The organism is Bradyrhizobium sp. DN3 (assembly GCF_041357655.1).
In the GTDB taxonomy this organism is placed as follows: domain Bacteria; phylum Pseudomonadota; class Alphaproteobacteria; order Rhizobiales; family Xanthobacteraceae; genus Bradyrhizobium.
Genome location: NZ_JAULLN010000004.1, coordinates 34,351 through 59,231, shown reverse-complemented (window position 1 = coordinate 59,231; position 24,881 = coordinate 34,351). Strand labels below are relative to the sequence as shown.

Sequence of the window (24,881 nt, the reverse complement as noted above, 5' to 3'; positions counted from 1 at the left end):
GACTAGCCGCGGGAGGCCGGCGGAGCCGCCGCCGGCACGGCGGCGGATCGCTCAAGAGACGCGCTACGACGCTCGCGTGGGCTCAGGCGGCTACCCTGATGATCTCGAACCGTACCGCCTTTTCCGGGGGGCTATCAAAACGGACCCCCGCTAACAACTTTCCCTACACGTCTTTTGCTTGTCCTTGCGGGTCAAATCGCCTTGCGTCGAGTTCGGATGAGATCTGCGCGAGAGCCGCACTCGGCGACGTATTGATGCCGGCGCAGTGCCGAGCTGCCGGCTGCAGGCGCCAAGCCCAAGATCCTTGGCGCTTGCTCAGAAAAGCACGTGTGTGCAAAACAATCGGCTCCCGGAATCTTTAAGGGAAACCGCACCGTGACAGCCTCTCTTGACGGCGAAATTTGCGACGGACGCCACCACATGCGAGTCCGCGTCTATTTTGAAGATACCGATGCCGGTCAGATTGTTTATCACGCGAATTTTCTGCGCTTCATGGAACGTGGCAGAACGAATTACTTGCGTTTGCTCGGAACCAATCAGCAAGCGCTGCTCCAAGAAGCGAACGATGATGCGCCCGGCTTTGCATTCGTTGTTCGTTCGATGACAATCGATTTCCTAAAACCGGCGTCGTTGGATGACGTGCTTGACATCATCACGGTCCCGCAAGAGGTGAGGGGGGCGTCGATCGTCTTGCTGCAGGAATGCAGGCGAGGGGACGATCTCCTCGTCACGGCACGGGTCCGCGTGGCGTTTATCTCCGGCGGAAAGGCTCAGCGAATCCCAAAGTCGCTCCGCCTTTCCATGGAAAGGGCATAGATTGAGCTGCCCCTTGTTCACTTTATGGCCTTGCAGCGCCCCAATGAAATCAAATAGTTAGGCTTCTGTTGCGATATCGACAAGTCAGTGTTTTCGGGCATCGTTTATCACGCCAACTATCTGCGCTACATGGAGCGCGGGCGGACCAATCACCTGCGGCTGATGGGCGCCGAGCAGCAGGCGCTGTTCGAGCAGGTGGAGACGGAAGGCGCCGGCTTCGCCTTCGTGGTGCGCTCGATGCATCTGGACTTCCTCAAGCCCGCGCGGATGGACGACGTGCTCGACGTCGTGACCTGGCCGATCGCGGTGAAGGGCGCCTCCATCATGCTGGGGCAGGAGGTGAGGCGTGGTGAGGACGTGCTGGTGAAAGCGGAGGTGCGCGTCGCCTTCATCAGCGGCGGCCGCGCGCAGCCGATTCCGAAATCGATCCGGACCTTGATGAAGGCCGATCTGATTTCGTGATCGCCTGATTTGTAATGGCCTATCGACTCCGCCAATTGCAGCGATAGATTGCGGCCCCAACCAACCGATGAGGCCATCATGTCGCGCCCGCCGCTTCCGCCTTTCACCCGAGAGACCGCTGCGCAAAAAGCGCGCATGGCCGAGGACGCCTGGAATTCGCGCGATCCGGCGCGCGTCGCGCTCGCCTATACCGAGGACAGCCGCTGGCGCAATCGCTCGGAGGTATTTCAGGGTCGCGAGGCCATCGTCGCCTTCCTCACCCGCAAATGGGAGAAGGAGCAGGACTATCGCCTGATCAAAGACCTCTGGGCCTTCGACGGCAACCGCATCGCGGTGCGCTTCCAGTACGAATGGCACGATGCCGGCGGCCAGTGGTATCGCTCCTACGGCAACGAGCAGTGGGAGTTCGACGAGCACGGCCTGATGAAGCGGCGAGAGGCCTCGATTAACGATATTGCGATCGCCGAGAAGGACCGCCGGTTTCACTGGCCCGCGCCGGGGCCGAGGCCGGCGGATGTGGCGGGGCTTGGAAGCGATCCGTTCTGAGGTGCTTTCTCTCCCTCTCCCCGTTCTTACGGGGAGAGGGTTGGGGGGAGGGGCTGCTTCAGCAAATTCGATGGCAGACGGACTCGCGGGGAGTCCCCCTCACCCGGATTGCTCAGGCGCGCAATTGCGCGCCAAAGCAATCCGACCTCTCCCCGCAAGCGGGGCGAGGTGAATCACCGCCGCGCCAAGAACCTCGTAATCGCCCCGCCGAGCTTCGCATTGTCCATCGGCTGCGCCAGCGACTCCCGCGCCGTGGCGACGACATCATCCGGTGCCTTGCCGTCGCGTAGATCGCAGCAGACCTGCGCGAATTCCACGTCGAATTCCGGATGCGGCTGCACGGTCAGCGTGGTGCCGTTGGCGTAGAGCAGGCCGGCATGCGGGGTGAATTCCGACGAGAGGATCGTCAGCGCATCGTTCGGCGGCTCGATCACCTGGTCCTGGTGCGAGGCGGCGATCGCGACCGCTTCGCCGTCGACCACGCCGTTCTCCGGCAGCACCTGATAGACGTGACGGCCGATGCCCCAGCCCTTCTCCGACTTGCGCACGATGCCGCCGAGCGCCTGCGCGATCAGCTGATGGCCGAAGCAGACGCCGACCATCGGCGTCTTGTTGGCGTAAGCCGTGCGCACGAAATCTTCCAGCGGTGCGATCCAGTCGAGCCCGTCATAGACCCCGGCCGCGGCGCCGGTGATCAGCACGGCCTCCAAGCCGCGCGGATCGGGCAGCGCATCACCATTCGGAATGCTGACGATGTCGACTGTAGCCGTCGGGTCCTCGGCGCGGATCATGCGCTCGAACATGTCCGGAAACGAGCCGTGGCGCTCGCGATGCTTTTGAGGAACGAGCCCGGTCTCGATGATGGTGATGCGTGCCATGTGCTGCCCTGCGGAGACAGGGAAGATACAGCAGGACCTGCACGACGTCCAAGTCAGCCGGGCGCAAAACCGTGTGCGGACTGGTCCTCGAGCTCAGTGAGCGCCTTGCGCATGGTCTCGACCAGATCCAGCGCCACCGGCGAGGGGCTGCGCTGCGCGGGGAAGACGGCCGAGAACTCGAAGTCGATGCGCGGCAGGAAGCGGCGCACGACGACGCCGCGCGTGGCAAATTCCTGCGCGGTGAAGGGATCGCAGATCGATACCCCAAGTCCCGATGACACCATGCCGCACATGATCTCCGACAGCGTGGTCTCGACCCTGAGCACGCGGCGGACATCGCTGCGGTGGAAGGCCTGGTCGACGAGGTGCCGGCTCGACGATCCCGCCGAGAGCGAGATGAAGGTCTCGCCCTCGAAATCACGTGGCTGCAGCACCTCTTTCTCCGCCAGATGATGCCCGGTCGGCAGTACCGCGACACGCGCCAGCGCCGGCAGCCGCAAGCTTGGCAGGCCGGAATGGGCGATCGGCACCTCGGCAAAGCCGATGTCGCACTGGTTGTTCAGCACCCAGTCGACCACGATCGGCGAGATCACGCCGAAGAAAGCGAGGTTGAGGTTGGGCCGCTCCTTCAAAAAGTGTCCGGCGAGCCGCGGCAAATAGCCGTTTGCCAATGCCGGCAGCGCGGCAATGCGCAGCGAGCCGGTGCGGCGGCCGCGGATTTCTTCGGCGGCCGCGGTGATGCGTTCGAGACCGACGAACGAGCGCTCGACTTCCGTGTAAAGCGCCATCGCCGCCGCGGTCGGCACGAGGCCGGCGCCCCGTCGTTCGAACAGCTCCATCTTCAACAGCGCCTGGAAGTCGCGCAGCAAGCGGCTGACGGCGGGCTGCGTCACCACCATCAGCTTCGCTGCCTCGGTGACGCTCCCGGTCAGCATCGTCGCCCGGAAAGCCTCCACCTGCCGCGAATTGATCCGCACCATCCCGAATTCCATTCATAACATCTCGGCATGCAGAGGGTGCCATTATTCATTGGACGATGGAAGTATACGTCTGCGATCTTTTTCATCAGAGCTGGAGCCAGCCCGCTTTTTCGGCAGATTGGAGGGATTCCACCCTTCAGATCGCGCCAAAACCCGCCGAGCAGGGGCCGGAGCCCTGATCGGAGAGGAATTTGCGCGGAAGGAAATGCGGAAGGCGCTTCGGCCGGAGACTTGTCGGCACGTCACCTCATTCCGGTATGGAGATCGGTCCACATGAAGACTTCTCGCCTTCTGACTGCGCTTAGCATCGCGGCGCTCATGGCCGCCTCGTCGGCCGCCTCGGCCCAGCAAAAGACGCTTTACGTCGCCGGCTACGGCGGCTCGTTCGAGAAGACGATCCGCGACGAGGTGATCCCGACCTTCGAAAAGGAAAACGGCGTCAAGGTCGAATACGTCGCCGGTAACTCCACCGACACGCTGGCCAAGCTCCAGGCGCAGAAGGGCAACCAACAGATCGACGTCGCCATCGTCGACGACGGTCCGATGTACCAGGCGATCCAGCTCGGCTTCTGCGGCAAGCTCGACGGATTGCCGTCTGATCTCTATGACACCGCGCGCTTCAAGGACGATCGTGCGGTCGCGATCGGCATCGTCGCGACGGGCCTGATGTACAACACCAAAGTGTTCAAGGAGAAAGGCTGGGCGCCGCCGACCTCCTGGAACGACCTGAAGGACACGAAATACGCCAAGCAGCTCGTGATCCCGCCGATCAACAACACCTACGGCCTCGAAGCGCTGGTGATGCTGTCGAAGATGAATGGCGGTGGTGAGACCAACGTCGATTCCGGCTTCAAGATCTTCAAGGAGCAGATCAATCCGAACGTGCTCGCCTACGAGCCGTCGCCCGGCAAGATGACCGAGCTGTTCCAGTCCGGCCAGGCCGTGATCGCGGTGTGGGGCACCGGCCGGGTGCAGAGCTTTGCCAACACCGGCTTCCCCGTCGACTTCGTCTATCCGAAGGAAGGTGCCGCGACGCTGCTGACGACGGCCTGTCCGATCAACAAGCCCAACGCTTCGCCGCTGGCCGCGAGCTTCGTCAAGATGCTGCTCGATCCCAAGATCCAGCTCGTGATGCTGAAGGACTATGGCTACGGCCCGGTGCTGAAATCGCTGGTGATCCCGCCCGAGCTCGGCAAGATGGCGCCGATCGGCGAGCGCGCGGCCAAGCTCTACAATCCGGACTGGACCGTCATCAACGAGAAGCGCGAGGAGTGGACCAAGCGCTGGAACCGCGAGGTCGAGCGCTGATCTGATCGTCACAGCGGAGACAGCGCATGGCCTATCTCGAGCTCGATCGGGTCGCAAAACAGTTCGGCGCGCAGACTGTGGTCGACGACTTCAGTCTGTCGGTGGGGAAGGGGGAGTTCATCTCCTTCCTTGGCCCGTCCGGCTGCGGCAAGACCACGACCCTCCAGATGATCGCAGGCTTCCTTGATCCCACGCGCGGCGCGATCCGCCTGGAGGACAAGGATTTGACCGCGATCCATCCGGCCAAGCGCGGGCTCGGCATCGTGTTCCAGAGCTACGCGCTGTTTCCGCACATGACGGCGGCGGAGAACGTCGCGTTCGGCCTCGAGATGCGCAACGTGCCGCGCGCAGAGCGAGCCGAGCGCGTCCGTGCCGCGCTCGCGATGGTCGGCCTTGCCGGTTACGAGGACCGTCACCCGCGCCGGATGTCCGGCGGCCAGCAGCAGCGCGTAGCGTTGGCCCGTGCGCTGGTGATCAAGCCGAGCGTGCTCCTGCTCGATGAGCCGCTGTCCAATCTCGACGCAAAACTGCGCGACGAGATGCAGATCGAGCTGCGCCAGATTCAGCGCACCATCGGCACCACCACGATCCTGGTCACCCACGACCAGAACGAGGCGATGTCATTGTCCGACCGCATCGTGGTGATGAGCCAGGGCCGCATCGAGCAGATCGGCACGCCGCAGGAGACCTATGAGAAGCCGGCCTCGGCCTTCGTCTCGCAGTTCCTCGGCAAGACCAACGACTTTGCGGCGACGATCGATCGAACCGTGATGCCGGCGCGGCTGACTGCGGGCTCCTGGAGTGCGCCGGCACCGGCCGGCCTCAATGGCCCGGTGACCATCAGCATCCGCCCCGAGCGCATCGGTTTTGGCGCTGCCGGCCTCAGCGCAAAAATCATCACCCGCATCTTCCAGGGCAACCACTGGCTGTTCCAGTGCGACAGCGAATGCGGTCCTGCGATCGTGATCCGCCAGAATGATGGCAAGGTCCAGCCAACCGAAGGCGAGGCCGTTCATCTCGCTTGGCGGCCGGAGGATATGAGCGTGCGCGCGAGGGGCGTCGCATGAGCGCGGCTGCCGAGGAACGCCGCGCGCGTGCGCCATGGGCACTGACGGCGCCCGCCCTGACGCTGTTCGTCGGCGTGCTGCTGATCCCGCTGGCGATGACCGTGATGCTGTCGTTCCACGATTGGGGCCAGTACAAGGGCATCGAGCCGGTCTTCATCCTCAAGAACTGGCACGAGATCGCGACCGATCCCTATTACGCAGAAATGTTCTGGCGGACGTTTCGCATCGCGATCCTGACGACATTCCTCACTGCCGCGCTCGGTGCGCCCGAAGCCTACATCCTCAACCGCATGAGCGGCCGATGGAAGAGCTTCTTCCTGCTGGTCATCCTCGGGCCGCTGCTGATCTCAGTGGTGGCGCGCACGCTCGGCTGGGCGCTGCTGTTCGGTGGCAATAACGGACTCGTCAACAAGCTCTTGATGTCGCTCGGGGTGATCCGCTCCCCCATTCCCTTCATGTTCACCGAAACAGGAATGGTGGTTGCGCTCGCGCATGTGATGATGCCGTTCATGGTACTGTCGGTATGGGCCGCACTCCAGCGGCTCGATCCGCAGATCGAGAATGCCGCGATGTCGCTCGGCGCGAGCCCTGCGACCATCATCCGCCGCATCATCATGCCCCAGATCATGCCGGGCGTGCTCTCGGGCGCGATCATCGTGTTCTCGCTCTCGGCCAGCGCCTTCGCGACGCCTGCGATCATCGGCGGCCGTCGGCTCAAGGTCGCCGCGACGCTCGCCTATGACGAATTCCTCAACACGCTGAACTGGCCGCTGGGGGCTGCGGTCGCGACGCTGCTGCTGGTCGCACTGGTGCTGATCGTCGTCGGCAGCAACGCGCTGATCGAACGCCGTTACGCGGAGGTGTTCCGATGAGACGGAACGGCCCGCTCGCGCTGATCTTCCACGCCCTCTTCGTCATCGTCATGGTGGCGCCGATCCTCGTGGTCTGCCTCGTCGCGTTCACACCCGAGGGCTTCCTGTCGCTGCCGACCAACGGTTTTTCGCTGCGCTGGTTCAGGACGATCGCGAACTACCCCGAATTCATCCACGCCTTCTGGGTCAGCCTCGGCCTGGGGGCGCTGTCGTCCTTGGTGGCGCTGCTGTTCGCGGTGCCTGCGGCGCTGGCGATTGCGCGCTACCGCTTCCGCGGCCGCGATGCGCTGGCGGCGCTGTTCCTGTCGCCGCTGATGATTCCGCATGTCGTGCTCGGCATCGCCTTCCTGCGCTTCTTCACCTCCGCCGGTCTGGGCGGCAGCTTTGCGGCGCTGATCATCGCGCATGTCATCATCGTGTTTCCGTTCGCGCTGCGGCTAACGCTGGCGGCGGCGACAGGGATGGATCTCTCGGTCGAGATGGCGGCGGTCTCGCTCGGCGCGGGCGGCTGGACGCTGTTCGGCCGTGTGACGTTGCCGCTGATCCTGCCCGGCGTCATCAGCGGCTGGGCACTCGCCTTCATCCAGTCCTTCGACGATCTCACCATGACCGTCTTCCTCGCGGCGCCCGGTACCGAGACGTTGCCGGTGCGCATGTTCCTTTACATCCAGGACAACATCGATCCGCTGGTGACGTCGGTCTCGGCCTGCGTGATCGCGATCACCATGACCGCCCTCATTCTGCTCGACCGCTTCTACGGGCTCGACCGTGTGCTCGCTGGCAAGGGCGATACGGGACGATAGGAGAAGAACCCTATGTCAGGAGATTACGACGTCGCCGTGGTCGGCGGTGGCTTGCTCGGCTCCGCCATTGCCTGGGGCCTCGGCCGGCTCGGCAAGCGCGTGGCCGTGCTCGACGAAGGCGACATCACCAAGCGCGCTTCGCGCGCGAATTTTGCGCTGGTCTGGGTGCAGAGCAAGGGACTCGGCATGCCCGCCTATACGGGCTGGACCGTGCAGGCGTCGCAGGCGTGGGGCCGACTGGCGTCGGAGCTGAAGCAGCAGACCGGGCTCGACGTCTCTCTTCAGCAAAATGGCGGCTTCCACCTCACGCTCGGCGAGGACGAATTCGGCCAGCGCACGGAACTGGTCAAGCGCATGCACAACCAGGTCGGTGCGGCCGACTACAAGATGGAGATGCTCTCCGCATCCGACGTGAAGAAGTCGCTGCCGCTGATCGGCCCGGAAGTCTCAGGCGGCAGCTATTGCCCGCTGGACGGCCACGTCAATTCGCTGCGCACGTTCCGCGCCTTTCACACCGGCTTCATTGCGTTCGGCATCGACTATTTTCCGGAACGGCCGGTCTCGGCGATCAGCAAGAGCGGCGGCGAATTCCGCCTGACCACGCCGAAAGGCGAGCTGCGCGCCGCCAAAATCGTGCTCGCCGCCGGCAATGCCAACCAGACGCTGGCGCCGATGGTCGGGCTCTACGCACCGATGGGTCCGACCCGCGGCCAGATCGTGGTGACCGAGCGCACCATGCCGTTCCTGCCGCATCCGCTGACCACGATCCGCCAGACCGACGAAGGCACGGTGATGATCGGCGACAGCAAGGAGGACGAGCTCGACGACCGCACGCTGAAACATTCCATCAGCGCCGTGATGACCGATCGCGCCCAGCGCATGTTCCCGCATCTGTCGCGACTCAATGTCGTCAGAAGCTGGGCCGGCATCCGCGTCATGCCGCAGGACGGCTTTCCGATCTACGACCAGTCGGAGACGCATCCCGGCGCCTTCGTCGCCTGCTGTCATTCCGGTGTGACGCTCGCCTCCAACCACGCCTTCGAGATCGCGCGCATGGTGGCGCAAGGCGCGCTCGAGCCCGAGCTGGTCGGCGCGTTCTCGGCCAACCGTTTTGGCGGCGCCGGCGCCGCGAATAACAGCGGCTATTAGAAAATTAGGAGGCTCGATTTGAATCGATGCTGGCCCAGAACTCAAATCACCTCTCCCCGTTGGGGAGAGGTGAACCCTCGCGCAGCCGAACCAGATTCCATCACCCTCTAGAAGTTCTTAAGGAGCCAAGAGGCATCCATGTTTAAGCGATCCGAACAGGACAAGCGTCCATCGGTGCAGATCTTCGTCGACGGCGTTGCCGTCGCGGCACGTCAGGGCGACACCGTCTCCGCGGCGCTGTTGGCCTCCGGCTGCGACGTGCGCAGGTCGACCGCAGTGAGCGGCGCGCCCCGTCTGCCCTATTGCATGATGGGGGTGTGCTTCGATTGCCTCGTCACCATCGACGGCGTCGGCAATCGGCAGGGCTGTCTCGTGCCGGTCGCCGACGGCATGCAGGTCGAGATCCAGAAGGGCAAGCGGGAGATCGGAAAATGACTGTGGCTCCCAAGCGCGAAGCCTACGACGTCGTGGTGATCGGCGCCGGTCCCGCCGGCCTCGCCGCGGCTGCGACATCTGCCGAAGCGGGCCTGTCGACGCTGCTGCTCGACGAGAACATCGGTCCGGGCGGTCAGGTGTTCCGCGCCATCGCCTCGACGCCCGTGACAGAGCGCAATCAGCTCGGGGCCGATTATTGGGTCGGTGCCGATCTCGTGCAGGCGCTGCGCGCCAGCAGCGCCGAGGTCATCCATCGTGCGACGGTCTGGAGCCTCGACCGCAATCTCGAGATCGCGGTTTCGATCGGCGGCGCCTCTGCCTTCGTCAAGGCGCAGCGTGTGATCCTCGCGACCGGCGCGCTGGAGCGGCCGTTCCCGATTTCAGGCTGGACGCTGCCGGGTGTGATGACGGCGGGCGCGGCGCAGACGATGCTGAAATCGTCGGCGCTGGTGCCTGATGGCCGCGCCGTGATCGCAGGGCAGGGGCCGCTGCTCTGGTTGCTCGCCGCGCAGATCCTGCGCCTCGGCGGCCGCATCGACCGCATCCTCGACACCACCGAGCGCGGCAATTATTTCGCCGCGCTGCCGCACGCCTTCGCCTTCCTGACCTCGCCCTATTTCACCAAAGGCCTGTCGATGATGCGTGAGGTGAAAGCGAAGGTGCAGGTCGTCTCCGGTGTCACCGAGCTTGCTGCGTCCGGCGACGGTCAGCTCGCGAGCGTGAGCTATGTCGCCGGCGGCAAGCGCGAGACCATTCCTGCCGATCTGTTGCTGCTGCATCAGGGTGTCGTGCCCAACGTCAATCTGGCGATGTCGGCTGGCGTCGAGCATCGCTGGGATGATCTGCAATTGTGCTGGTCGCCGGTGCTCGATGCGAGCGGGGCTTCGTCGGTCGCCGGCATCGCGATCGCCGGCGACGGTGCCGGCATCGGCGGCGCGAACGCGGCCGTGGTGCGCGGTCGCATCGCGGCGCGCGCGGCGGTCGAAGCACTGGCGCCTGCGGCTGCCGCGAAGCTCACATCGATGGCGGCGCTTCGTGCCGATCTTGCCAAGGCCGAGCGTGGCCGCGTCTTCCTCGATACGCTGTTCCGCCCCGCGCAACAGTTCCGCATTCCCGCAGGCGACACCATCGTCTGCCGCTGCGAGGAAGTCACCGCAAAGGACGTTCTCGACTCCGTCGCGATCGGTGCGACGGGGCCGAACCAGCTCAAGGCCTATCGCCGCACCGGCATGGGTCCGTGCCAGGGCCGGCTCTGCGGTCTCACCGTCACCGAGCTGATGGCGCAGGCGCGCGGGAAGACGCCCCAGGAGATCGGCTATTACCGGCTGCGCGCGCCGGTGAAGCCGATCACGCTCGCCGAGCTCGCCGCCGTCCCGAAGAGCGAGGCCGACGTCAAGGCGGTGGTGCGCGGATGACCAAAAACGTGGATGCGATCGTCGTCGGCGGCGGCATCCACGGATGCTCGACCGCGCTGCATCTGTGCCTTGCCGGCATGAAGCCGGTGCTGATCGAAAAGGACTATGCCGGCCGGCACGCGTCCGGCGTCAACGCCGGCGGCGTGCGCCAACTCGCCCGACACATCCCCGAGATTCCGCTCTCGATCCGCTCGATGGGGATTTGGGAGAAGATCACCGAGCTCGTCGACGACGATTGCAGCTTTGAGAGCCATGGCCAGGTGCTGGTTGCGGAGAACGAGGAGGAGCTCGCGGTCTGCCGCGCGCGGGTGGCCGAGCTCAACGCGCTCGGCTTCACCCATGAAGAGCTGATCGATGCGGCCGAGCTGCGGCGGCTCGTACCCGCGGTGGCCGAGACTTGTCCGGGTGGCGTGGTCTCGCGTCGCGATGGAGCGGCCAATCCGGCGCAGACGACGACGGCGTTCCGCCGCAAGGCCGAGCAGCTTGGCGCGACCGTGCGCGAAGGCGAGGCCGCCGGCAACATCCGGCGGAGTGATGGTCTCTGGCATGTCGACGTCGGCTCGGACACCTATGCCGCACCGGTGCTCGTCAACGCCGCCGGCGCCTGGGCCGGCAAGATCGCCGCTGCGCTCGGCGAGCCCGTGCCGGTCGAAACCGTCGCGCCGATGCTGATGATTACCTCGCGCGTGCCGCACTTCATCGATCCCGTCGTGATCCTGCGCGGCCGCAAATTGTCCTTCAAGCAATTCTCCAACGGTACCGTGCTGATCGGCGGCGGCCATCTGGCAACGCCCTATCAGGACCGCAACGAGACGGTGCTCGACTGGAAGAGCCTGGCCATCAGCGCGCGCACCGTGTTCGAGCTGTTTCCGGTGATGCGCAGCGCCACGATCGTGCGGGCCTGGGCCGGCATCGAGGCCAGGATGAAGGACGACATTCCCGTGTTCGGCCCGAGTTCGCGTCACCAGGGTCTCTATCACCAGTTCGGCTTCTCGCTGCACGGCTTCCAGCTTGGTCCTGGCGCCGGCGCCGTGATGGCGGAGCTGATCGTCAACGGCGGCACCCAGACCCGCGTCAGTGATCTCGGCATCGACCGCTTTCATCCGTCCACGCTCTAGGAACAAGAAGTTGTCGTATCCGATCGATTGCCCCGAGCTCGCTCAATCTCTCCCGCTTGCGGGAGAGGTCGGCGCGAAGCGCCGGGTGAGGGCTCTCTCCACACGGGGAAAGTCCCAATGCGGAGACACCCCCACCCCGGCCCTCCCCCGCAAGCGGGAGAGGGGGCGCACCTCCTTCGTGGCCCTCAGCCGAACTCAACTCCTTCCACGCTCTAACAAGAGGACATCATGAGCATCACCCGCAGCATCCGTACGCCGATCATGCACCGCGCCGTCGAGGCCAACGGCTTCGTCTTTCTCGGCGGCACCATCGCTGACGACACCTCGGTCTCGATGGGCGAGCAGACCCGCAACATCCTCGGCAAGATCGCCGGCTATCTGAAGGAAGCGGGAACCGACAAGTCACGCGTGGTCAGCGCCTCGATCTTCGTCACGGATCTCTCCAAGAAGAAGGAGATGGACGCGGCCTGGACCGAGTTCTTCGGCGACGATCTGCCGACCCGCGCAACCGTCGGTGTCGCCGACCTCGGCGGCAATGCGCTGATCGAGGTGGTGGTCACCGCGCTCAAGGGCTGATCGCGCCGATCGATAGGGACGTCAGCGCTTTCCTCGCGCTGTCGTCCCCTCAAACTGCACCTTGATCTTGCACTTCTGCCGCACTAGTTAGAGCGTTCTCAACCAGGAACTTCGCAGCCATGGATTTTACCCCGACCGCAAAGCCCATCCGCCTTGCTCACGGGGAATTCCATGCCTGCTTCGATCATCCTATCGAACCTGTCGCTGTCCACGCCTGACGGCCGTTCGCTTCTTTCCAACATCGATCTCACTTTTGCGGCCGAGCGGACCGGTCTCGTCGGCCGCAATGGCATCGGGAAAACGACGCTGCTCGCGTCGATTTCCGGGGGCCATGTTCCCCAGTCCGGGCGCGTTCTGATCAACGGCAGCATCGGCCTGCTGCGCCAGGACGTCCAGGTCTCCGCGGGCGCGACTGTGGCCGATCTGTTCGGCGTGCGGTCGGCGCTGGAGCTGCTGCGCCGTGCCGAGCAGGGCGACGCCTCGGCCGGCGAGATCGCGGTGATCGACTGGACGCTCGAAGCGCGGCTTCAGGCCGCGCTGGCGCGCCTCGGGTTCGATCCGTCTCCCGAGACGGAGCTGTCCCGACTGTCCGGCGGCCAGATCACGCGGGTTCGTCTTGCTGCACTGATCTTCGCTGAGCCCGACTTCCTGCTGCTGGACGAGCCCACCAACAATCTCGACCAGGATGGACGCGAGGCCGTGACCGCGCTCCTCGCTGCCTGGCGCGGCGGCGCGATCGTCGTCAGCCACGACCGGAACTTACTCGAAACGATGGATGCGATCGTCGAGCTGACGTCGCTCGGGTCAACCCGATACGGCGGCAATTGGAGTAGTTTTCGCGCGCAGAAGGCCGTCGAGCTCGCGGCGGTTAGGCACGATCTCGCGCATGCTGAGAGGCACCTGTCCGAGATTGATGGCAGGGCAGAGGCTACGGAACGGAAGGCGCGCAAGGACAGCGGCGGCAGGAAGAAGCGCGCCAAGGGCGACATGCCGCGCATCCTGGCCGGCGCGCGCAAGGATCGCAGCGAAGACAGCGGCGGCAAGACCGCGCAAATCGCCGAGCGGCGGCGCGCGGAAGCGGTCGAGGCCGTCGACACCGCGCGCCGGCGCGTCGAGATATTTCAGCCGTTGTCGGTGAAACTGCCGGCGACTGGCCTGCCGGCGGGCAGGGAGGTGGTTTGGCTCGACGGCGTCAGCGCCGGCTATCAGCCGCAGCAGCCGGTCTTGCGCGATCTCTCGCTCGCGATCGTCGGGCCGGAGCGCGTTGCGGTCGTCGGGCCGAACGGCTCCGGCAAGACGACGCTGCTGAAACTCATTGCCGGCGAGTTGCGCCCAGTTTCGGGTACCGTGCGGGTCAGGCCCGACTTCGCGCTGTTCGACCAGAAGATCAGCCTGCTTGATCCTGCGCTCTCCATCCTGGAAAATTTCGGCCGTCTCAATCCAACGGCAGGTGCGAACGCGTGCCATGCCGCGCTGGCTCGCTTCATGTTTCGCGCCGATGCCACCTTGCAGATCGTGGGAAGCCTGAGCGGCGGACAAATGTTTCGCGCGGGCCTTGCCTGCGTGCTGGGCGGGACGATGCCGCCGTCCCTGCTAATCCTGGACGAGCCGACCAATCATCTCGACATCGAGTCCATCGAAGCGGTCGAAGCGGGCCTGAGGGCTTATGACGGCGCGCTGCTCGTCGTCAGTCACGACGAGGCATTCTTGCAGGCGATCGGGATCACGCGCCGGCTCGAACTTGCCGGCAAGGCGCTTCACGTCAATGGCGGGATCATCTGATCCCGCCTTACGTCACGATATAGCGGCTAGTCCTGGCGGAGATTTTCAAAAACCCGACGCCCTGCCCCCAGCGCGTCGGGTGGAAAAAATGAGTATCAATCCGTGATCCCAACGCCATTGTTGTGACGGGTATCTCACCGTTTTTCCATTCCGGGAAACTACCGCATCGGAACCGGGGTGCTATGCACTGCCGCCCGGTTCCAGCGCCTCGCCGATCTCCAGCGGATGGGCCATGGTCTCGTGCAGGGCGTCGCGGTCGAGCTCGCCTTCGGAGAGGCTGATGACGACGCAGGCGACGCCATTGCCGATCAGATTGGTCAGCGCACGGCATTCGCTCATGAACTTGTCGATGCCGACCAGGATCGCGATCGACTGGATCGGGATATCAGGCACGATCGAGAGCGTCGCTGCGAGCGTAATGAAGCCGGCGCCGGTCACGCCCGATGCACCCTTCGAGGTGATCATGGCGATGCCCAAAATGCCGAGCTCCTGCCAGATGGTCAGATGGGTGTTGGTGGCCTGCGCCAGGAACAGCGTCGCCAGCGTCATGTAGATGTTGGTGCCGTCGAGATTGAAGCTGTAGCCGGTGGGGATGACGAGGCCGACCACCGAGCGCGAGGCACCGAGATGCTCCATCTTCTGGATCATCTGCGGCAGCACCGTCTCCGAGGACGAGGTGCCGAGCACGATCAGCAGCTCGTCCTTGATGTAGGCGATGAAGCGCAGGATCGAGAAAGCGGCGAGCCGTGCGATCGCACCCAGCACGATCAGCACGAACAGGATGCTGGTCAGGTAGAACGTGCCGATCAGCGCGGCGAGGTTGAGCAGTGAGCCGAGCCCGTAGGCGCCGACGGTGAACGCCATCGCGCCGAAAGCGCCGATCGGCGCCACGCGCACGATGATGCGGATGATGCCGAAGAACATTTTTGCGGCCTTATCGATCGCGTCCGCAATGGGCTCGCCGGCCTTGCCGAGGAAGGCGATGGCGAAGCCCGACAGAATCGAGATCAACAGCACCTGAAGCAGGTCGCCGCGCGCGATGGCGCCCAGATAGCTGTCGGGGATGATCGCCATCAGATGGGCGACGATGCCTTCTTCCTTGGCCTTGGTGACGTAGGTCGCCACCGAATTCGGATCGATCGTGGCGGGATCGATGTTGAAGCCGTGCCCAGGCTGCAGAATCTCGCCGACGAGCAGACCGACCGCGAGCGCGACGGTCGAGACCGTCTCGAAATAGATCAGCGACTTCAGCCCGACGCGGCCGACGCGCTTGAGATCGCCCATTGAGGAGATGCCGTGCACCACGGTGCAGAAGATCACCGGTGCGATCATCATCTTGATCAGCGCAATGAAACCGTCGCCGAGCGGCTTTAAGGCCTTGCCGAGATCGGGATAGAAATAGCCAATGAGCACGCCGAGCGCGATCGCGATCAGCACCTGGACGTAGAGGATCTTGTACCAGGGCTGGTGCCGGCGGAGGACGGCTGGCTGGATCGCGACTTGTGTCATATTGTAGTGCCCCGGAACGTATTGATCTTGCTTGGTTCGCATCATGTGATGGCCGCTGCGGAAGCGACAATCACATTTTTGTCGGATCGCACGAAGATCGACCGCTGCACGGCAACTCGGGGGAAACATGTCGACTGCAACAGACTCCGACGAGCAAACGCAAGGCTATTTCCCGCGTTGGAAACTCAAGACCTCGGGCGTGATCATGCCGGAGGAGCGGCTGTCCTGGAGCCAGACCATTGTCTCCAGTCTCCAGCATTGCGTCGCAATGTCGGGATCAACGATCATCGCGCCGCTGCTGATGGGGTTCGATCCCAATGTTGCGGTCCTGTTCTCCGGCATCGGCACGCTGATCTTCTTCGTCATCGTCGCAGGGCGCGTGCCGAGCTATCTCGGCTCGAGCTTCGCATTCATCGCCGTCGTCATCGCTGCCACCGGTTATGCCGGGCAGGGGCCGAACCCAAATCTGTCAGTTGCGCTCGGCGGCATCGTCGGAGCCGGAGTGCTGTACGGCCTGATTGCGCTGATCGTGATGTGGTCGGGCGTTGGTTGGATCGAGAGGCTGCTGCCGCCGGCGGTCACCGGCGCCGTCGTCGCCGCGATCGGGCTCAATCTTGCGCCCGTGGCTGTCAAGGCTGTGAGCGCCGGCACGTTCGACACCTGGATCGGGCTCGCGACCGTTCTGATCATCGGCGTGGTCGCCGTCGCGGCGCCGGGCCTATGGCGCCGCTTGCCGATCATTGTCGGTGCCATCGGCGGATATCTCCTGTACTTGCTGTTCGCAAACGGACTCGGTTTCGGCAAGCCGATCGACTTCGCGCAACTTTCGGCCGCGCCGTGGTTCGGCCTCCCCAACTTCACCGCGCCGAGCTTCCATGCCGATGCAATCTTCCTGATCGCGCCGGTTGCGATCATTCTCGTCGCCGAGAACCTCGGTCACATCAAGGCCGTCGGCGCGATGACGGGCCGGAGCCTCGATGCCTATCTCGGCCGCGCCCTGTTTGCCGACAGCCTCGCGACCATCGTGGCGGCCTGCGGCGGCGGTACCGGCGTCACCACCTATGCCGAGAACATCGGCGTCATGGCGGCGACGAAGGTCTATTCCACCTTGTTGTTCGCGTTCGCGGCCACGGTATCGATCCTGCTCGGCTTCTCGCCGAAATTCGGCGCACTCATCCTGTCGATCCCCGGCCCCGTCATCGGCGGCCTGTCGATCGTGCTGTTCGGGTTGATCGCGGCGATGGCGGGACGGATCTGGGTCGAGAACAAGGTCGACTTCGCAAATCCCGCAAACCTGATGACCGTCGCGGTGGCGCTCACCGCAGGCGCCGGCGATCTCACGCTCAAATTCGGTGCGTTCACAATCGGCGGAATCGGCACCGCGACCTTCGGCGCCATCATCCTCTACCAGATCCTGACCTTGACGGTCGCCCGCCACGCCAAATGAATCACAGCAATGCGTCGAGAGATGGAACAAAGGGCGGGTTCCGTCGATGATCAGGCATCCCGGAGAGAACTCATGCCACAAACCAATCGCTCAACCTTCTTTCCCTCGCGCCTCGTGGGCCAATACGCGCTGGTGACCGGCGCTTCACAAGGCATCGGCCGCGCTGTCGCCATCCGGCTCGCCCAGGAAGGCGCGACCGTCGCCATCAATTATTTCGATCACCCCCAAAGCGCCGAGGAGACGCTCGCGTTGGCGCGGACGGCATCGGGCGATCGTGGCCACGGCAGGCTCGATCACATCATCGTCAAGGCCGATGTCGGCAACGAGCAGGACATCGTCGCGATGTTCGAGACGATCCTGGCGCGCTGGAAGCGCCTCGACTGTCTCGTCAACAATGCCGGCTTCCAGCGGGAATCGCCGAGCGAAGCGCTCGACGTCGAAACCTATCGCCGCATCATCGACGTCAATCTGAACGGCGCCGTGCTTTGCGCCCAGAAGGCGCTCGCGCATTTCGTCGCCCGCGGCGGAGGCGGCAGCATCATCAATTGCTCCAGCGTCCACCAGATCATCCCAAAGCCCGGCTATCTCGCTTATTCGATCAGCAAGGGCGGCATGGCCAACCTGACGCGAACGCTGGCGCTCGAATTTGCCGGCCAAGGCATCCGCGTCAATGCGGTAGGTCCCGGTGCGATCGATACGCCGATCAACGCGGCCTGGACCGGCGATCCCGAGAAGCGCGGCGTCGTCACCTCCCACATTCCGCTCGGCCGCGTCGGCACCCCCGAAGAGATCGCCGCCGTGTTCGCCTTCCTCGCCTCGGATGACGCGAGCTACATCACCGGACAGACCATCTATGCCTGCGGAGGCCTGACGCTGTTCCCCGAATTCCGGGACAATTGGGCGAGCTGAACGTCAACTTGGAAGCGTGCGCATCTGCGACGGCCCGACCGGGTTGCAACGATTAGATCATGGTCGCGAGGCCAGCCTTCTCACTGGGCCTACCTGGACACCGATGCACCGCGCAGGAGTGGCGGTTTGCGGCCGGGTAGGGGTCTGCGGCGCCGTGTGCTATCGACCGTGGACGACGCTGCCGCTATTGGCAGGCGCCGACACATGATGGGCTCGTGACCACAACCATAAACATCAATGCCTACAGTGACGCGCTGGTGGTCCTCGGCACTGCCGGCGTGGTGGTGCCAATTGTTCGCCATTGGGGCATCAATCCGGTGCTGGGCTATCTCGGTGCCGGCGCCATTCTCGGCCCGCTCGGACTCGGCTCGCTCGTTCGAGAACTCCCGTTCCTGTACTGGTTCACCGTGGCGGACGCGCAGAACGTCGAAGGCATCGCCAATCTCGGCGTCGTGTTCCTGCTATTCCTGATCGGGCTCGAGCTGTCTTTCAGGCGGCTCGTGACGATGCGACGCCTGGTGTTCGGGCTTGGCGGCCTGCAGGTGCTGGCGACGTCCGCGATCATTTTCGGCGCGACCCTTCTCGCGGGGCAGAATTCCGATACAGCCGTGATCCTCGGCGCAAGTCTTGCGCTGTCCTCGACGGCGATCGTGCTTGAGCTTCTGTCCACCGAGAGACGGCTTGCGACCACTGCGGGGCGCGCCAGCTTCTCGGTGTTGTTGGCTCAGGACCTTGCAGTGATTCCCATTCTGGTGCTCGTCTCGGTGCTTGGCGCAGGCAGCGGCGGCTCCGTCGTGGCGCACATCTCCAGTGCGATCTTGAAGGCCGGAGTAGCGGTCGCATTTCTCATTCTGATCGGACGGCTGCTGATGCGTCCGCTGTTCCAGATGGTTGCGGGCACCCATTCGACGGAGCTCTTCGTCGCGGCGACCTTGTTCGTCATCGTCGGCGCAGGCCTTGCCGCGCACCAAGCCGGCCTGTCGATGGCGCTCGGAGCATTCGTTGCAGGACTGATGCTGGCGGAAACGGAGTACGGCAAGGCCATTGAGGCCACCGTCGATCCATTCAAGGGCCTGCTGCTCGGCATCTTTTTCTTCACCGTCGGTATGGCCATCGACTTCCGCGTGTTCATGCGCGAGCCCGGTTGGCTGCTGGCCGCCGTTATCGGCGTATTGGCCGGTAAGGCGATCGTGCTCATCATCCTGGGCCGCCTCTTCAGGCTCTCGTGGCCGTCGGCGATCGAGATCGGCTTCCTGCTGGGTCCAGTCGGCGAATTCGCCTTCGTAAGCATCGGGATGGCGGCGACGCTCGGCCTGATCGAACCTCGCGCGTCGAGCTTTGCCGTCGCCATCACCGCCGTGACGATGGCATTGACGCCGGTTTTGGGCGTGCTCGGACGACGATTGGCCGCGAAACTGGGGAGCGAGCGCACTCTCGATCCTGAACTGACGGTTCGGCCGCCCGGCGACCGGGCGCAGGCCATCGTGGTCGGCTACGGCCGCGTTGGAAAAGTCGTCTGCTCGCTGCTGACCAGCCACGGCCTGAACTACATCGCGATCGATAACGAAGCAGTCGCCGTGGCGCGCGACCGCCGCGATGGTCACAAGGTCTATTTTGGTGATGCGACAGAACCGGGCTTTCTCGAAGCCTGCGGCCTGATGCAGACGACCGGTGTGATCATTACCATTCAGTCGCGAGCAGCGATCGATGCCGTCGTCGAGCGGATTCGCGCAGTGCGGCCGGACGTGCTGATCGTCTCACGTGCGCGGGACGCCGATCATGCCCGCCACCTCTATGCGATCGGCGCAACCGATGCGGTGCCGGAAACCATCGAGGCAAGCCTGCAACTTTCCGAAGCCGCACTGATCGGCCTCGGAGTCGCGGTCGGGCATGCGATCGCCTCGGTGCACGAGAAGCGGGACGAATTTCGGCTGACATTGCAGCAAGCCGCCCGCATTGCAGCAGAAGAGAAAACTCGTCTCCTCGATAGCACAGGGCGCCGGTCCCCGAGATAGCCGCATATCGGGCGGCCGTGCGCTGCGGACTGTCGTGATCTGGCAAAACCCGCCCGCGCGGACTACATCTGCGCCATGACAAATGCTCCGCTGGCAAACCCTCCGCTCCAGGATTTCATTGGCCGGCACGAACGGCTGTTCGTGCTGACCGGCGCCGGCTGTAGCACCAATTCGGGCATTCCCGACTATCGCGACAGCCACGGCAATTGGAAGCGGACCCAGCCGGTCAACTTCCAGGCTTTCATGTCGGACGAGCATACGCGCCGGCGCTATTGGGCGCGCAGCCTGATTGGATGGCGGCGGTTCGGCCAGGCGAAGCCGAATGATGCGCATCATGCGCTGGCCCGGCTCGAGGCGAACGGCCGGTGCGGGATGCTGCTGACCCAGAACGTCGATCGGCTGCATCAGTCGGCCGGCCACCGCCAGGTGATCGACCTGCATGGCCGGCTCGATCTGGTCCGCTGCATGGGCTGCGGCGGCAAGACGCCGCGCGATGAGTTTCAGCACGCGCTTGGTCGCGCAAATGCGGCCTGGCTGACGCTCGATGCCGCCGATGCACCTGATGGCGACGCTGATCTGGAGCACGAGGATTTTTCGTCCTTCGAAGTGCCGGCCTGCGAGGCCTGCGGCGGCATCCTCAAGCCCGACGTCGTGTTCTTCGGCGAGAACGTCCCCCGCGACATCGTCGCCACCGCGCAGGATCATCTGGCGCAGGCCGACGCCATGCTGATCGTCGGCTCCTCGCTGATGGTCTATTCCGGATTCCGCTTCGTCCGGGCTGCCGCGCAGCGCAATATTCCGATCGCGGCGGTCAATCTCGGCCGCACCCGCGCCGACGATCTCCTGACGCTGAAGGTCGAGGAGCGCTGCGAGGCGGCGCTCGCATTCCTGCTCTGATCGCGCCGGCCGCGAACACGTCTTGCCTATTGCATAGGTGCCAAGCAGAATAGCCGGGCGCGGCGTTGCCCTCGTCGTCCATGGCATGGAAATTGCTGCGCTTTCGACCTCAGTCTTGACGATCAGCGCGGAGAATTTGGAATGCTTGAGGGAGCCGAGGTGCGGCTTGCTGTCGATATCGGAGGCACATTCACCGACATCGTGCTGGACGTGGGCGAGGCGCGCAAGACGCGCAAGGTGCTGACGACGCCGCAGCGGCCGGAGCAGGCGGTGCTGGACGGGATGCGCCTCATTCTCGCCGACGCGCGCGCCCATATCAGCGACATCGACGTCTTCATTCACGGCACCACGCTCGCCACCAATGCCATCATCGAGCGCCGCGGCGCGAAAACCGCACTGATCGCAACGGACGGCTTTCGCGACGTGCTCGATATCGGCACCGAGAGCCGTTACGACCAATATGACCTCAGCATCGACAAGCCGAAGCCGCTGGCGCCGCGCAGCCTGCGCTTCACCGTGCCCGAGCGCATCGACGCGCACGGCGCTGTTCGGCTCCCGCTGGACGAGACTGCTGTGCGCGCGCTCGCGCCAAAATTGCGCGAGCGAGGCGTCGAGAGCGTCGCGATCGCCTTCCTGCACTCCTACGCCAATCCCGAACACGAGCGCCGCGCCGCAGCGATCCTAGGCGAGGAGATGCCCGGCATCTCCGTGACGGTGTCGTCCGCCGTTTGTCCCGAGATTCGCGAATATGAGCGCACCTCCACCGCGGTAGCGAACGCCTATGTGCAACCGCTGATCGACGGCTATCTCGCCCGCATGGCCGATGCCTTGCAGGTCGAGCAGTTCCGCGGCGCCATTTATCTCGTCACTTCCGGCGGCGGTGTCACCTCGATCGAGACGGCGCGGCGTTTTCCGGTGCGGCTCGTCGAATCCGGTCCGGCCGGCGGCGCGATCTTCGCGGCGCAGATTGCGGCGCGTCTTGGCGAGACCAAAGTGCTGTCCTTCGACATGGGCGGCACCACTGCAAAGATCTGTCTCATCGAGAAGTACCAGCCCGAGACCTCGCGCGTGTTCGAGGTCGACCGTGCCGCGCGCTTCCTCAAAGGCTCCGGCCTGCCGGTGCGCATCCCCGTAATCGAGATGGTCGAAATCGGCGCCGGCGGCGGCTCGATTGCCCATGTGGACGCGATGAAACGTGTCACCGTCGGTCCTGAGAGCGCCTCGTCCGAGCCGGGACCGGCCTGCTACGGCCGCGGCGGCCAGCGTCCGGCCGTGACGGATGCGGACGTTGCGCTCGGTATGATCGATCCCGACGCGTTTGCGGCGGGCACGATCAAGCTCGACTCGGAGCTTTCGAAGCAGGCGCTGTTGCGCGACGTCGGTGAGCCACTCGGCCTGTCGGCGGAAACCGCGGCCTATGCCGTGCACGAGGTCGTCTGTGAGAACATGGCGAGCGCGGCGCGCGTGCATGCGGTCGAGCGCGGTGCCGTGGTCGGCCAGCACACGTTGATCGCCTTCGGTGGCGCTGCGCCGTTGCATGCGGCGCGCGTTGCCGAGAAGATCGGCGTCTCCCGCGTGATCGTGCCCTCGAATGCCGGTGTCGGATCGGCCGTCGGATTCCTGGCGGCGCCCATCGCTTACGAGCTGGTGCGCAGCCGTCACGTCCGGCTCGATGATTTCGACACCGAGGCGGTCTCCGATCTCTTGCAGGAGATGGCGACCGAAGCGCGTGCGCTGGTCGAGCCCGGCGCCGCCGGTGCGCCGGTGCGCGAGCGGCGCGCAGCCTTCATGCGCTATGTCGGTCAAGGCCATGAGATCTCGGTCGAGCTGCCGAACCGGCGGCTGGCGCCCGCCGATCTCGCTGGTCTGCGCCAGAAGTTCGAGGCGGATTATGCCGCGATGTTCGAGCGGCCGATCCCGGGTGCCGCGATCGAGGTGTTGAGCTGGTCGGTGCTCGCGACCACCGAAGCGCGCAATCCACCCGCGGTCGCGGCCGTCGCGCGCAAGTCCGCCGGAAAGGCAGTCGGCAGCCGCAAGTTCTTCGACGGCCGCGCCGGCGAGGTGATCGAGATCCCGCTCTATCGCCGCGAAGACATGACGCCGGGCGCGACCATTGCGGGCCCGGCCGTAATCGCCGAGGACGAGACCTCTACCTTCGTCTCGACCAGTTTTGATGCTCATATCGACGGTGCCGGCAGCATCGTCATGGAACGAAAGGCGGCCTGATCATGAGCAAGGTAAGCGGCGCGAGCCTGATCGATCTCCAGATCATGTGGCACCGGCTGATCGCCGTGGTCGAGGAGCAGGCGCAGGTGCTGCTCCGCACCGCATTCAGCCCGATCGTGCGCGAATGCGGCGACCTCTCCGCCGGCGTGTTCGACCTCAAGGGCCGGATGCTGGCGCAGGCGGTGACCGGCACGCCCGGCCACGTCAACTCGATGGCGGAATCGGTCAAGCATTTCATTGCCCATTTTCCGATCGAGACGATGAAGGAGGGCGATGCCTACATCACCAACGATCCCTGGATGGGCACCGGCCATCTCAATGATTTCGTCGTCACCACGCCCTGCTTCAAGGACGGTAAGCCTGTCGCGCTGTTCTCCTGCACCAGCCATCTCATGGACATCGGCGGCATCGGCTTCGGGCCCGATGCCACCGACGTGTTCATGGAGGGGCTCTACATCCCCATGCTGAAGCTGATCGACCAGGGCATCGTCAACGAGACGCTGATGGCGATGATCCGCACCAACACGCGGCTGCCGATCGACACCGAGGGCGACACCTATTCGCTGGCCGGCTGCAACGACGTCGGCTGCGAGCGCCTGGTCGAGATGATGAACGAGTTCGGCATCGAGACGCTCGACGAGCTCGGCGACCACATCTGCGACCGCTCGCGCGAGGCCGTGCTTGCCGAGGTCGCAAAGCTACCGAAGGGCAGCTGGCGCAATACCATGGTGGTCGACGGCTACGACGCGCCGGTGACGCTCGCGGCGACGCTGACCATCTCGGATGCGGGTATCCACGTCGATTTCGACGGCACCTCGGCCGCCTCCAATTTCGGCATCAACGTGCCCTTGTCCTACACCACGGCCTATACCGTGTTCGGCCTCGGCTGCGTCGTCGCCTCGCACATCCCGAACAACGCCGGCTCGCTCTCGCCGCTGACGGTGTCGGCGCCGGCGGGTGCGATCCTCAATGCGCCGAAGCCTGCGCCGGTCGCCTCGCGTCACGTCATCGGCCAGATGCTGCCCGACGTCGTGTTCGGCTGTTTGCGCCAGATCATCCCCGAGCGCGTGCCGGCCGAAGGCACGTCGTGCCTGTGGAATCTGAACGTCCGAGGACAGACGCGAAGCGGCGCCGGCGGCAATTACGGGTTCTCGATGGCGGTGACCTCCAATGGCGGCACCGGTGCGCGCTTCGGCAAGGACGGCCTGTCGGCCACCGCCTATCCCAGTGGTGTGCGCGGCACGCCGGTCGAGATCGCAGAGACGCAGACGCCTTTGATCTTCTGGCGCAAGGAGCTGCGCCCGGATTCCGGCGGGGCAGGGCGCACGCGCGGCGGGCTCGGCCAGATCATCGAGGTCGGCAGCGGCGTCGATGCGCCGTTCGACATCCTGGCGGCGTTCGATCGCATCGATCATCCGCCGCGCGGGCGCGATGGCGGCCGGGACGGCGAGGCCGGCTATGTCGGCCTCAAATCCGGAAAGAAGCTGCGTGGAAAAGGCTTTCAGCAGGTGCCGCCGGACGACCGGCTGGTGGTGCTGACACCGGGCGGCGCCGGCATTGGCGATCCCGGCAAGCGCGAGCGCGCGGCGGTGAAGGACGACGTCGAGAGTGGTTTCGTGTCTTCAGACAATGCAGTTGCAGTTTATGGGTACGCGCGGTGACGCGCTGAAG

The 24,881-nt window shown here is 64.7% G+C and carries 22 protein-coding genes; 19 read left to right on the top strand and 3 right to left on the bottom strand.

Translation table 11 applies throughout. The annotated features are described in order from the left end of the window. Nucleotides 1-375: 375 nt before the first annotated feature. The 3 genes from ybgC to AAE027_RS07535 all read left to right on the top strand — a co-directional run bounded on the left by ybgC (nt 376) and on the right by AAE027_RS07535 (nt 1,824). A complete protein-coding gene (ybgC, locus tag AAE027_RS07545; RefSeq protein ID WP_091880561.1) occupies nt 376-816 on the top strand; it encodes a tol-pal system-associated acyl-CoA thioesterase in 441 nt (146 codons plus the stop codon). Nucleotides 817-903: 87 nt separating this feature from the next. Then, nucleotides 904-1,278, top strand: a complete 375-nt coding sequence (locus AAE027_RS07540; protein WP_370986064.1) for a YbgC/FadM family acyl-CoA thioesterase — start codon at nt 904-906, stop codon at nt 1,276-1,278. Nucleotides 1,279-1,356: 78 nt separating this feature from the next. Then, entirely contained in the window at nt 1,357-1,824 is a 468-nt protein-coding gene (locus AAE027_RS07535; protein ID WP_370986063.1) for a nuclear transport factor 2 family protein, read from the top strand. 173 nt (nt 1,825-1,997) lie between these two features. On the opposite strand, the gene AAE027_RS07530 is transcribed toward AAE027_RS07535, so the two are convergent. Next, on the bottom strand, nt 1,998-2,702 hold the full coding sequence (locus AAE027_RS07530) for a type 1 glutamine amidotransferase (protein WP_370990490.1): 705 nt from the start codon (nt 2,700-2,702) through the stop codon (nt 1,998-2,000). A 53-nt stretch (nt 2,703-2,755) separates the two neighbouring features. Continuing rightward, nucleotides 2,756-3,682: a LysR substrate-binding domain-containing protein gene (locus AAE027_RS07525; RefSeq protein ID WP_370990489.1), complete on the bottom strand. Its 927-nt coding sequence runs from the start codon at nt 3,680-3,682 to the stop codon at nt 2,756-2,758. Nucleotides 3,683-3,955: 273 nt separating this feature from the next. Between AAE027_RS07525 and AAE027_RS07520 the strand changes: the two genes are divergently transcribed. From AAE027_RS07520 to AAE027_RS07475, 10 genes are all read left to right on the top strand, one after another. Then, nucleotides 3,956-4,990, top strand: coding sequence for an ABC transporter substrate-binding protein (locus tag AAE027_RS07520; RefSeq protein WP_370990488.1), 1,035 nt, complete (start codon nt 3,956-3,958; stop codon nt 4,988-4,990). A gap of 26 nt (nt 4,991-5,016) precedes the next feature. Further along, complete coding sequence (locus AAE027_RS07515; protein ID WP_370990487.1) at nt 5,017-6,057, top strand: ABC transporter ATP-binding protein; 1,041 nt, start codon at nt 5,017-5,019, stop codon at nt 6,055-6,057. Next, nucleotides 6,054-6,929 carry an ABC transporter permease gene (locus AAE027_RS07510; RefSeq protein WP_370990486.1) on the top strand — a complete coding sequence of 292 codons (876 nt, stop codon included), beginning with the start codon at nt 6,054-6,056 and terminating at the stop codon, nt 6,927-6,929. The genes AAE027_RS07515 and AAE027_RS07510 overlap by 4 nt, the downstream gene beginning before the upstream one ends. Next, the gene (locus AAE027_RS07505) at nt 6,926-7,732 is read left to right on the top strand and encodes an ABC transporter permease (protein ID WP_370990485.1); all 807 of its coding nucleotides are present in this window, start codon (nt 6,926-6,928) and stop codon (nt 7,730-7,732) included. Before AAE027_RS07510 ends, AAE027_RS07505 begins: the two co-directional genes overlap by 4 nt. A 12-nt stretch (nt 7,733-7,744) precedes the next feature. Next, nucleotides 7,745-8,881 (top strand): NAD(P)/FAD-dependent oxidoreductase, encoded by a 1,137-nt coding sequence (locus tag AAE027_RS07500; RefSeq protein ID WP_370990484.1) that lies wholly within the window; start codon nt 7,745-7,747, stop codon nt 8,879-8,881. Nucleotides 8,882-9,019: 138 nt separating this feature from the next. Continuing rightward, nucleotides 9,020-9,316, top strand: a complete 297-nt coding sequence (locus tag AAE027_RS07495) for a (2Fe-2S)-binding protein (RefSeq protein WP_370990483.1) — start codon at nt 9,020-9,022, stop codon at nt 9,314-9,316. Then, nucleotides 9,313-10,731, top strand: coding sequence for an FAD/NAD(P)-dependent oxidoreductase (locus tag AAE027_RS07490; RefSeq protein WP_370990482.1), 1,419 nt, complete (start codon nt 9,313-9,315; stop codon nt 10,729-10,731). The genes AAE027_RS07495 and AAE027_RS07490 overlap by 4 nt, the downstream gene beginning before the upstream one ends. Continuing rightward, nucleotides 10,728-11,849, top strand: coding sequence for an NAD(P)/FAD-dependent oxidoreductase (locus AAE027_RS07485; protein WP_370990481.1), 1,122 nt, complete (start codon nt 10,728-10,730; stop codon nt 11,847-11,849). Before AAE027_RS07490 ends, AAE027_RS07485 begins: the two co-directional genes overlap by 4 nt. A gap of 228 nt (nt 11,850-12,077) precedes the next feature. Continuing rightward, on the top strand, nt 12,078-12,425 hold the full coding sequence (locus AAE027_RS07480) for a RidA family protein (protein WP_370990480.1): 348 nt from the start codon (nt 12,078-12,080) through the stop codon (nt 12,423-12,425). A 171-nt stretch (nt 12,426-12,596) separates the two neighbouring features. Beyond that, a complete protein-coding gene (locus AAE027_RS07475; protein WP_370990479.1) occupies nt 12,597-14,207 on the top strand; it encodes an ABC-F family ATP-binding cassette domain-containing protein in 1,611 nt (536 codons plus the stop codon). A gap of 180 nt (nt 14,208-14,387) precedes the next feature. Here AAE027_RS07475 and AAE027_RS07470 read toward each other — a convergent pair whose 3' ends face one another. Next, nucleotides 14,388-15,716: a dicarboxylate/amino acid:cation symporter gene (locus AAE027_RS07470; RefSeq protein WP_370990478.1), complete on the bottom strand. Its 1,329-nt coding sequence runs from the start codon at nt 15,714-15,716 to the stop codon at nt 14,388-14,390. Between the two features lie 127 nt (nt 15,717-15,843). Here AAE027_RS07470 and AAE027_RS07465 point away from each other — a divergent pair, with 127 nt between their 5' ends. From AAE027_RS07465 to AAE027_RS07440, 6 genes are all read left to right on the top strand, one after another. Beyond that, nucleotides 15,844-17,163: a solute carrier family 23 protein gene (locus AAE027_RS07465; RefSeq protein WP_370990477.1), complete on the top strand. Its 1,320-nt coding sequence runs from the start codon at nt 15,844-15,846 to the stop codon at nt 17,161-17,163. A 72-nt stretch (nt 17,164-17,235) separates the two neighbouring features. After that, a complete protein-coding gene (locus tag AAE027_RS07460; protein ID WP_370990476.1) occupies nt 17,236-18,072 on the top strand; it encodes an SDR family oxidoreductase in 837 nt (278 codons plus the stop codon). A gap of 215 nt (nt 18,073-18,287) precedes the next feature. Then, entirely contained in the window at nt 18,288-20,087 is a 1,800-nt protein-coding gene (locus AAE027_RS07455) for a cation:proton antiporter domain-containing protein (RefSeq protein ID WP_370990475.1), read from the top strand. 75 nt (nt 20,088-20,162) lie between these two features. Beyond that, entirely contained in the window at nt 20,163-20,984 is an 822-nt protein-coding gene (locus AAE027_RS07450; protein WP_370990474.1) for an NAD-dependent protein deacetylase, read from the top strand. A gap of 141 nt (nt 20,985-21,125) precedes the next feature. Then, on the top strand, nt 21,126-23,210 hold the full coding sequence (locus tag AAE027_RS07445; protein ID WP_370990473.1) for a hydantoinase/oxoprolinase family protein: 2,085 nt from the start codon (nt 21,126-21,128) through the stop codon (nt 23,208-23,210). Nucleotides 23,211-23,212: 2 nt separating this feature from the next. Continuing rightward, nucleotides 23,213-24,871, top strand: coding sequence for a hydantoinase B/oxoprolinase family protein (locus tag AAE027_RS07440; protein WP_370990472.1), 1,659 nt, complete (start codon nt 23,213-23,215; stop codon nt 24,869-24,871). Nucleotides 24,872-24,881: the final 10 nt, after the last annotated feature.

Excerpts from the sequence above, each read along its gene's own strand:
- AAE027_RS07535 (WP_370986063.1), top strand. The coding sequence starts at position 1,357 with ATGTCGCGCCCGCCGCTTCCGCCTTTCACCCGAGAGACCGCTGCGCAA.
- AAE027_RS07530 (WP_370990490.1), bottom strand. The coding sequence starts at position 2,702 with ATGGCACGCATCACCATCATCGAGACCGGGCTCGTTCCTCAAAAGCAT.
- AAE027_RS07525 (WP_370990489.1), bottom strand. The coding sequence starts at position 3,682 with ATGGTGCGGATCAATTCGCGGCAGGTGGAGGCTTTCCGGGCGACGATG.
- AAE027_RS07520 (WP_370990488.1), top strand. The coding sequence starts at position 3,956 with ATGAAGACTTCTCGCCTTCTGACTGCGCTTAGCATCGCGGCGCTCATG.
- AAE027_RS07515 (WP_370990487.1), top strand. The coding sequence starts at position 5,017 with ATGGCCTATCTCGAGCTCGATCGGGTCGCAAAACAGTTCGGCGCGCAG.
- AAE027_RS07510 (WP_370990486.1), top strand. The coding sequence starts at position 6,054 with ATGAGCGCGGCTGCCGAGGAACGCCGCGCGCGTGCGCCATGGGCACTG.
- AAE027_RS07505 (WP_370990485.1), top strand. The coding sequence starts at position 6,926 with ATGAGACGGAACGGCCCGCTCGCGCTGATCTTCCACGCCCTCTTCGTC.
- AAE027_RS07500 (WP_370990484.1), top strand. The coding sequence starts at position 7,745 with ATGTCAGGAGATTACGACGTCGCCGTGGTCGGCGGTGGCTTGCTCGGC.
- AAE027_RS07495 (WP_370990483.1), top strand. The coding sequence starts at position 9,020 with ATGTTTAAGCGATCCGAACAGGACAAGCGTCCATCGGTGCAGATCTTC.
- AAE027_RS07490 (WP_370990482.1), top strand. The coding sequence starts at position 9,313 with ATGACTGTGGCTCCCAAGCGCGAAGCCTACGACGTCGTGGTGATCGGC.
- AAE027_RS07485 (WP_370990481.1), top strand. The coding sequence starts at position 10,728 with ATGACCAAAAACGTGGATGCGATCGTCGTCGGCGGCGGCATCCACGGA.
- AAE027_RS07480 (WP_370990480.1), top strand. The coding sequence starts at position 12,078 with ATGAGCATCACCCGCAGCATCCGTACGCCGATCATGCACCGCGCCGTC.
- AAE027_RS07475 (WP_370990479.1), top strand. The coding sequence starts at position 12,597 with ATGCCTGCTTCGATCATCCTATCGAACCTGTCGCTGTCCACGCCTGAC.
- AAE027_RS07470 (WP_370990478.1), bottom strand. The coding sequence starts at position 15,716 with ATGACACAAGTCGCGATCCAGCCAGCCGTCCTCCGCCGGCACCAGCCC.
- AAE027_RS07465 (WP_370990477.1), top strand. The coding sequence starts at position 15,844 with ATGTCGACTGCAACAGACTCCGACGAGCAAACGCAAGGCTATTTCCCG.
- AAE027_RS07460 (WP_370990476.1), top strand. The coding sequence starts at position 17,236 with ATGCCACAAACCAATCGCTCAACCTTCTTTCCCTCGCGCCTCGTGGGC.
- AAE027_RS07450 (WP_370990474.1), top strand. The coding sequence starts at position 20,163 with ATGACAAATGCTCCGCTGGCAAACCCTCCGCTCCAGGATTTCATTGGC.
- AAE027_RS07445 (WP_370990473.1), top strand. The coding sequence starts at position 21,126 with ATGCTTGAGGGAGCCGAGGTGCGGCTTGCTGTCGATATCGGAGGCACA.
- AAE027_RS07440 (WP_370990472.1), top strand. The coding sequence starts at position 23,213 with ATGAGCAAGGTAAGCGGCGCGAGCCTGATCGATCTCCAGATCATGTGG.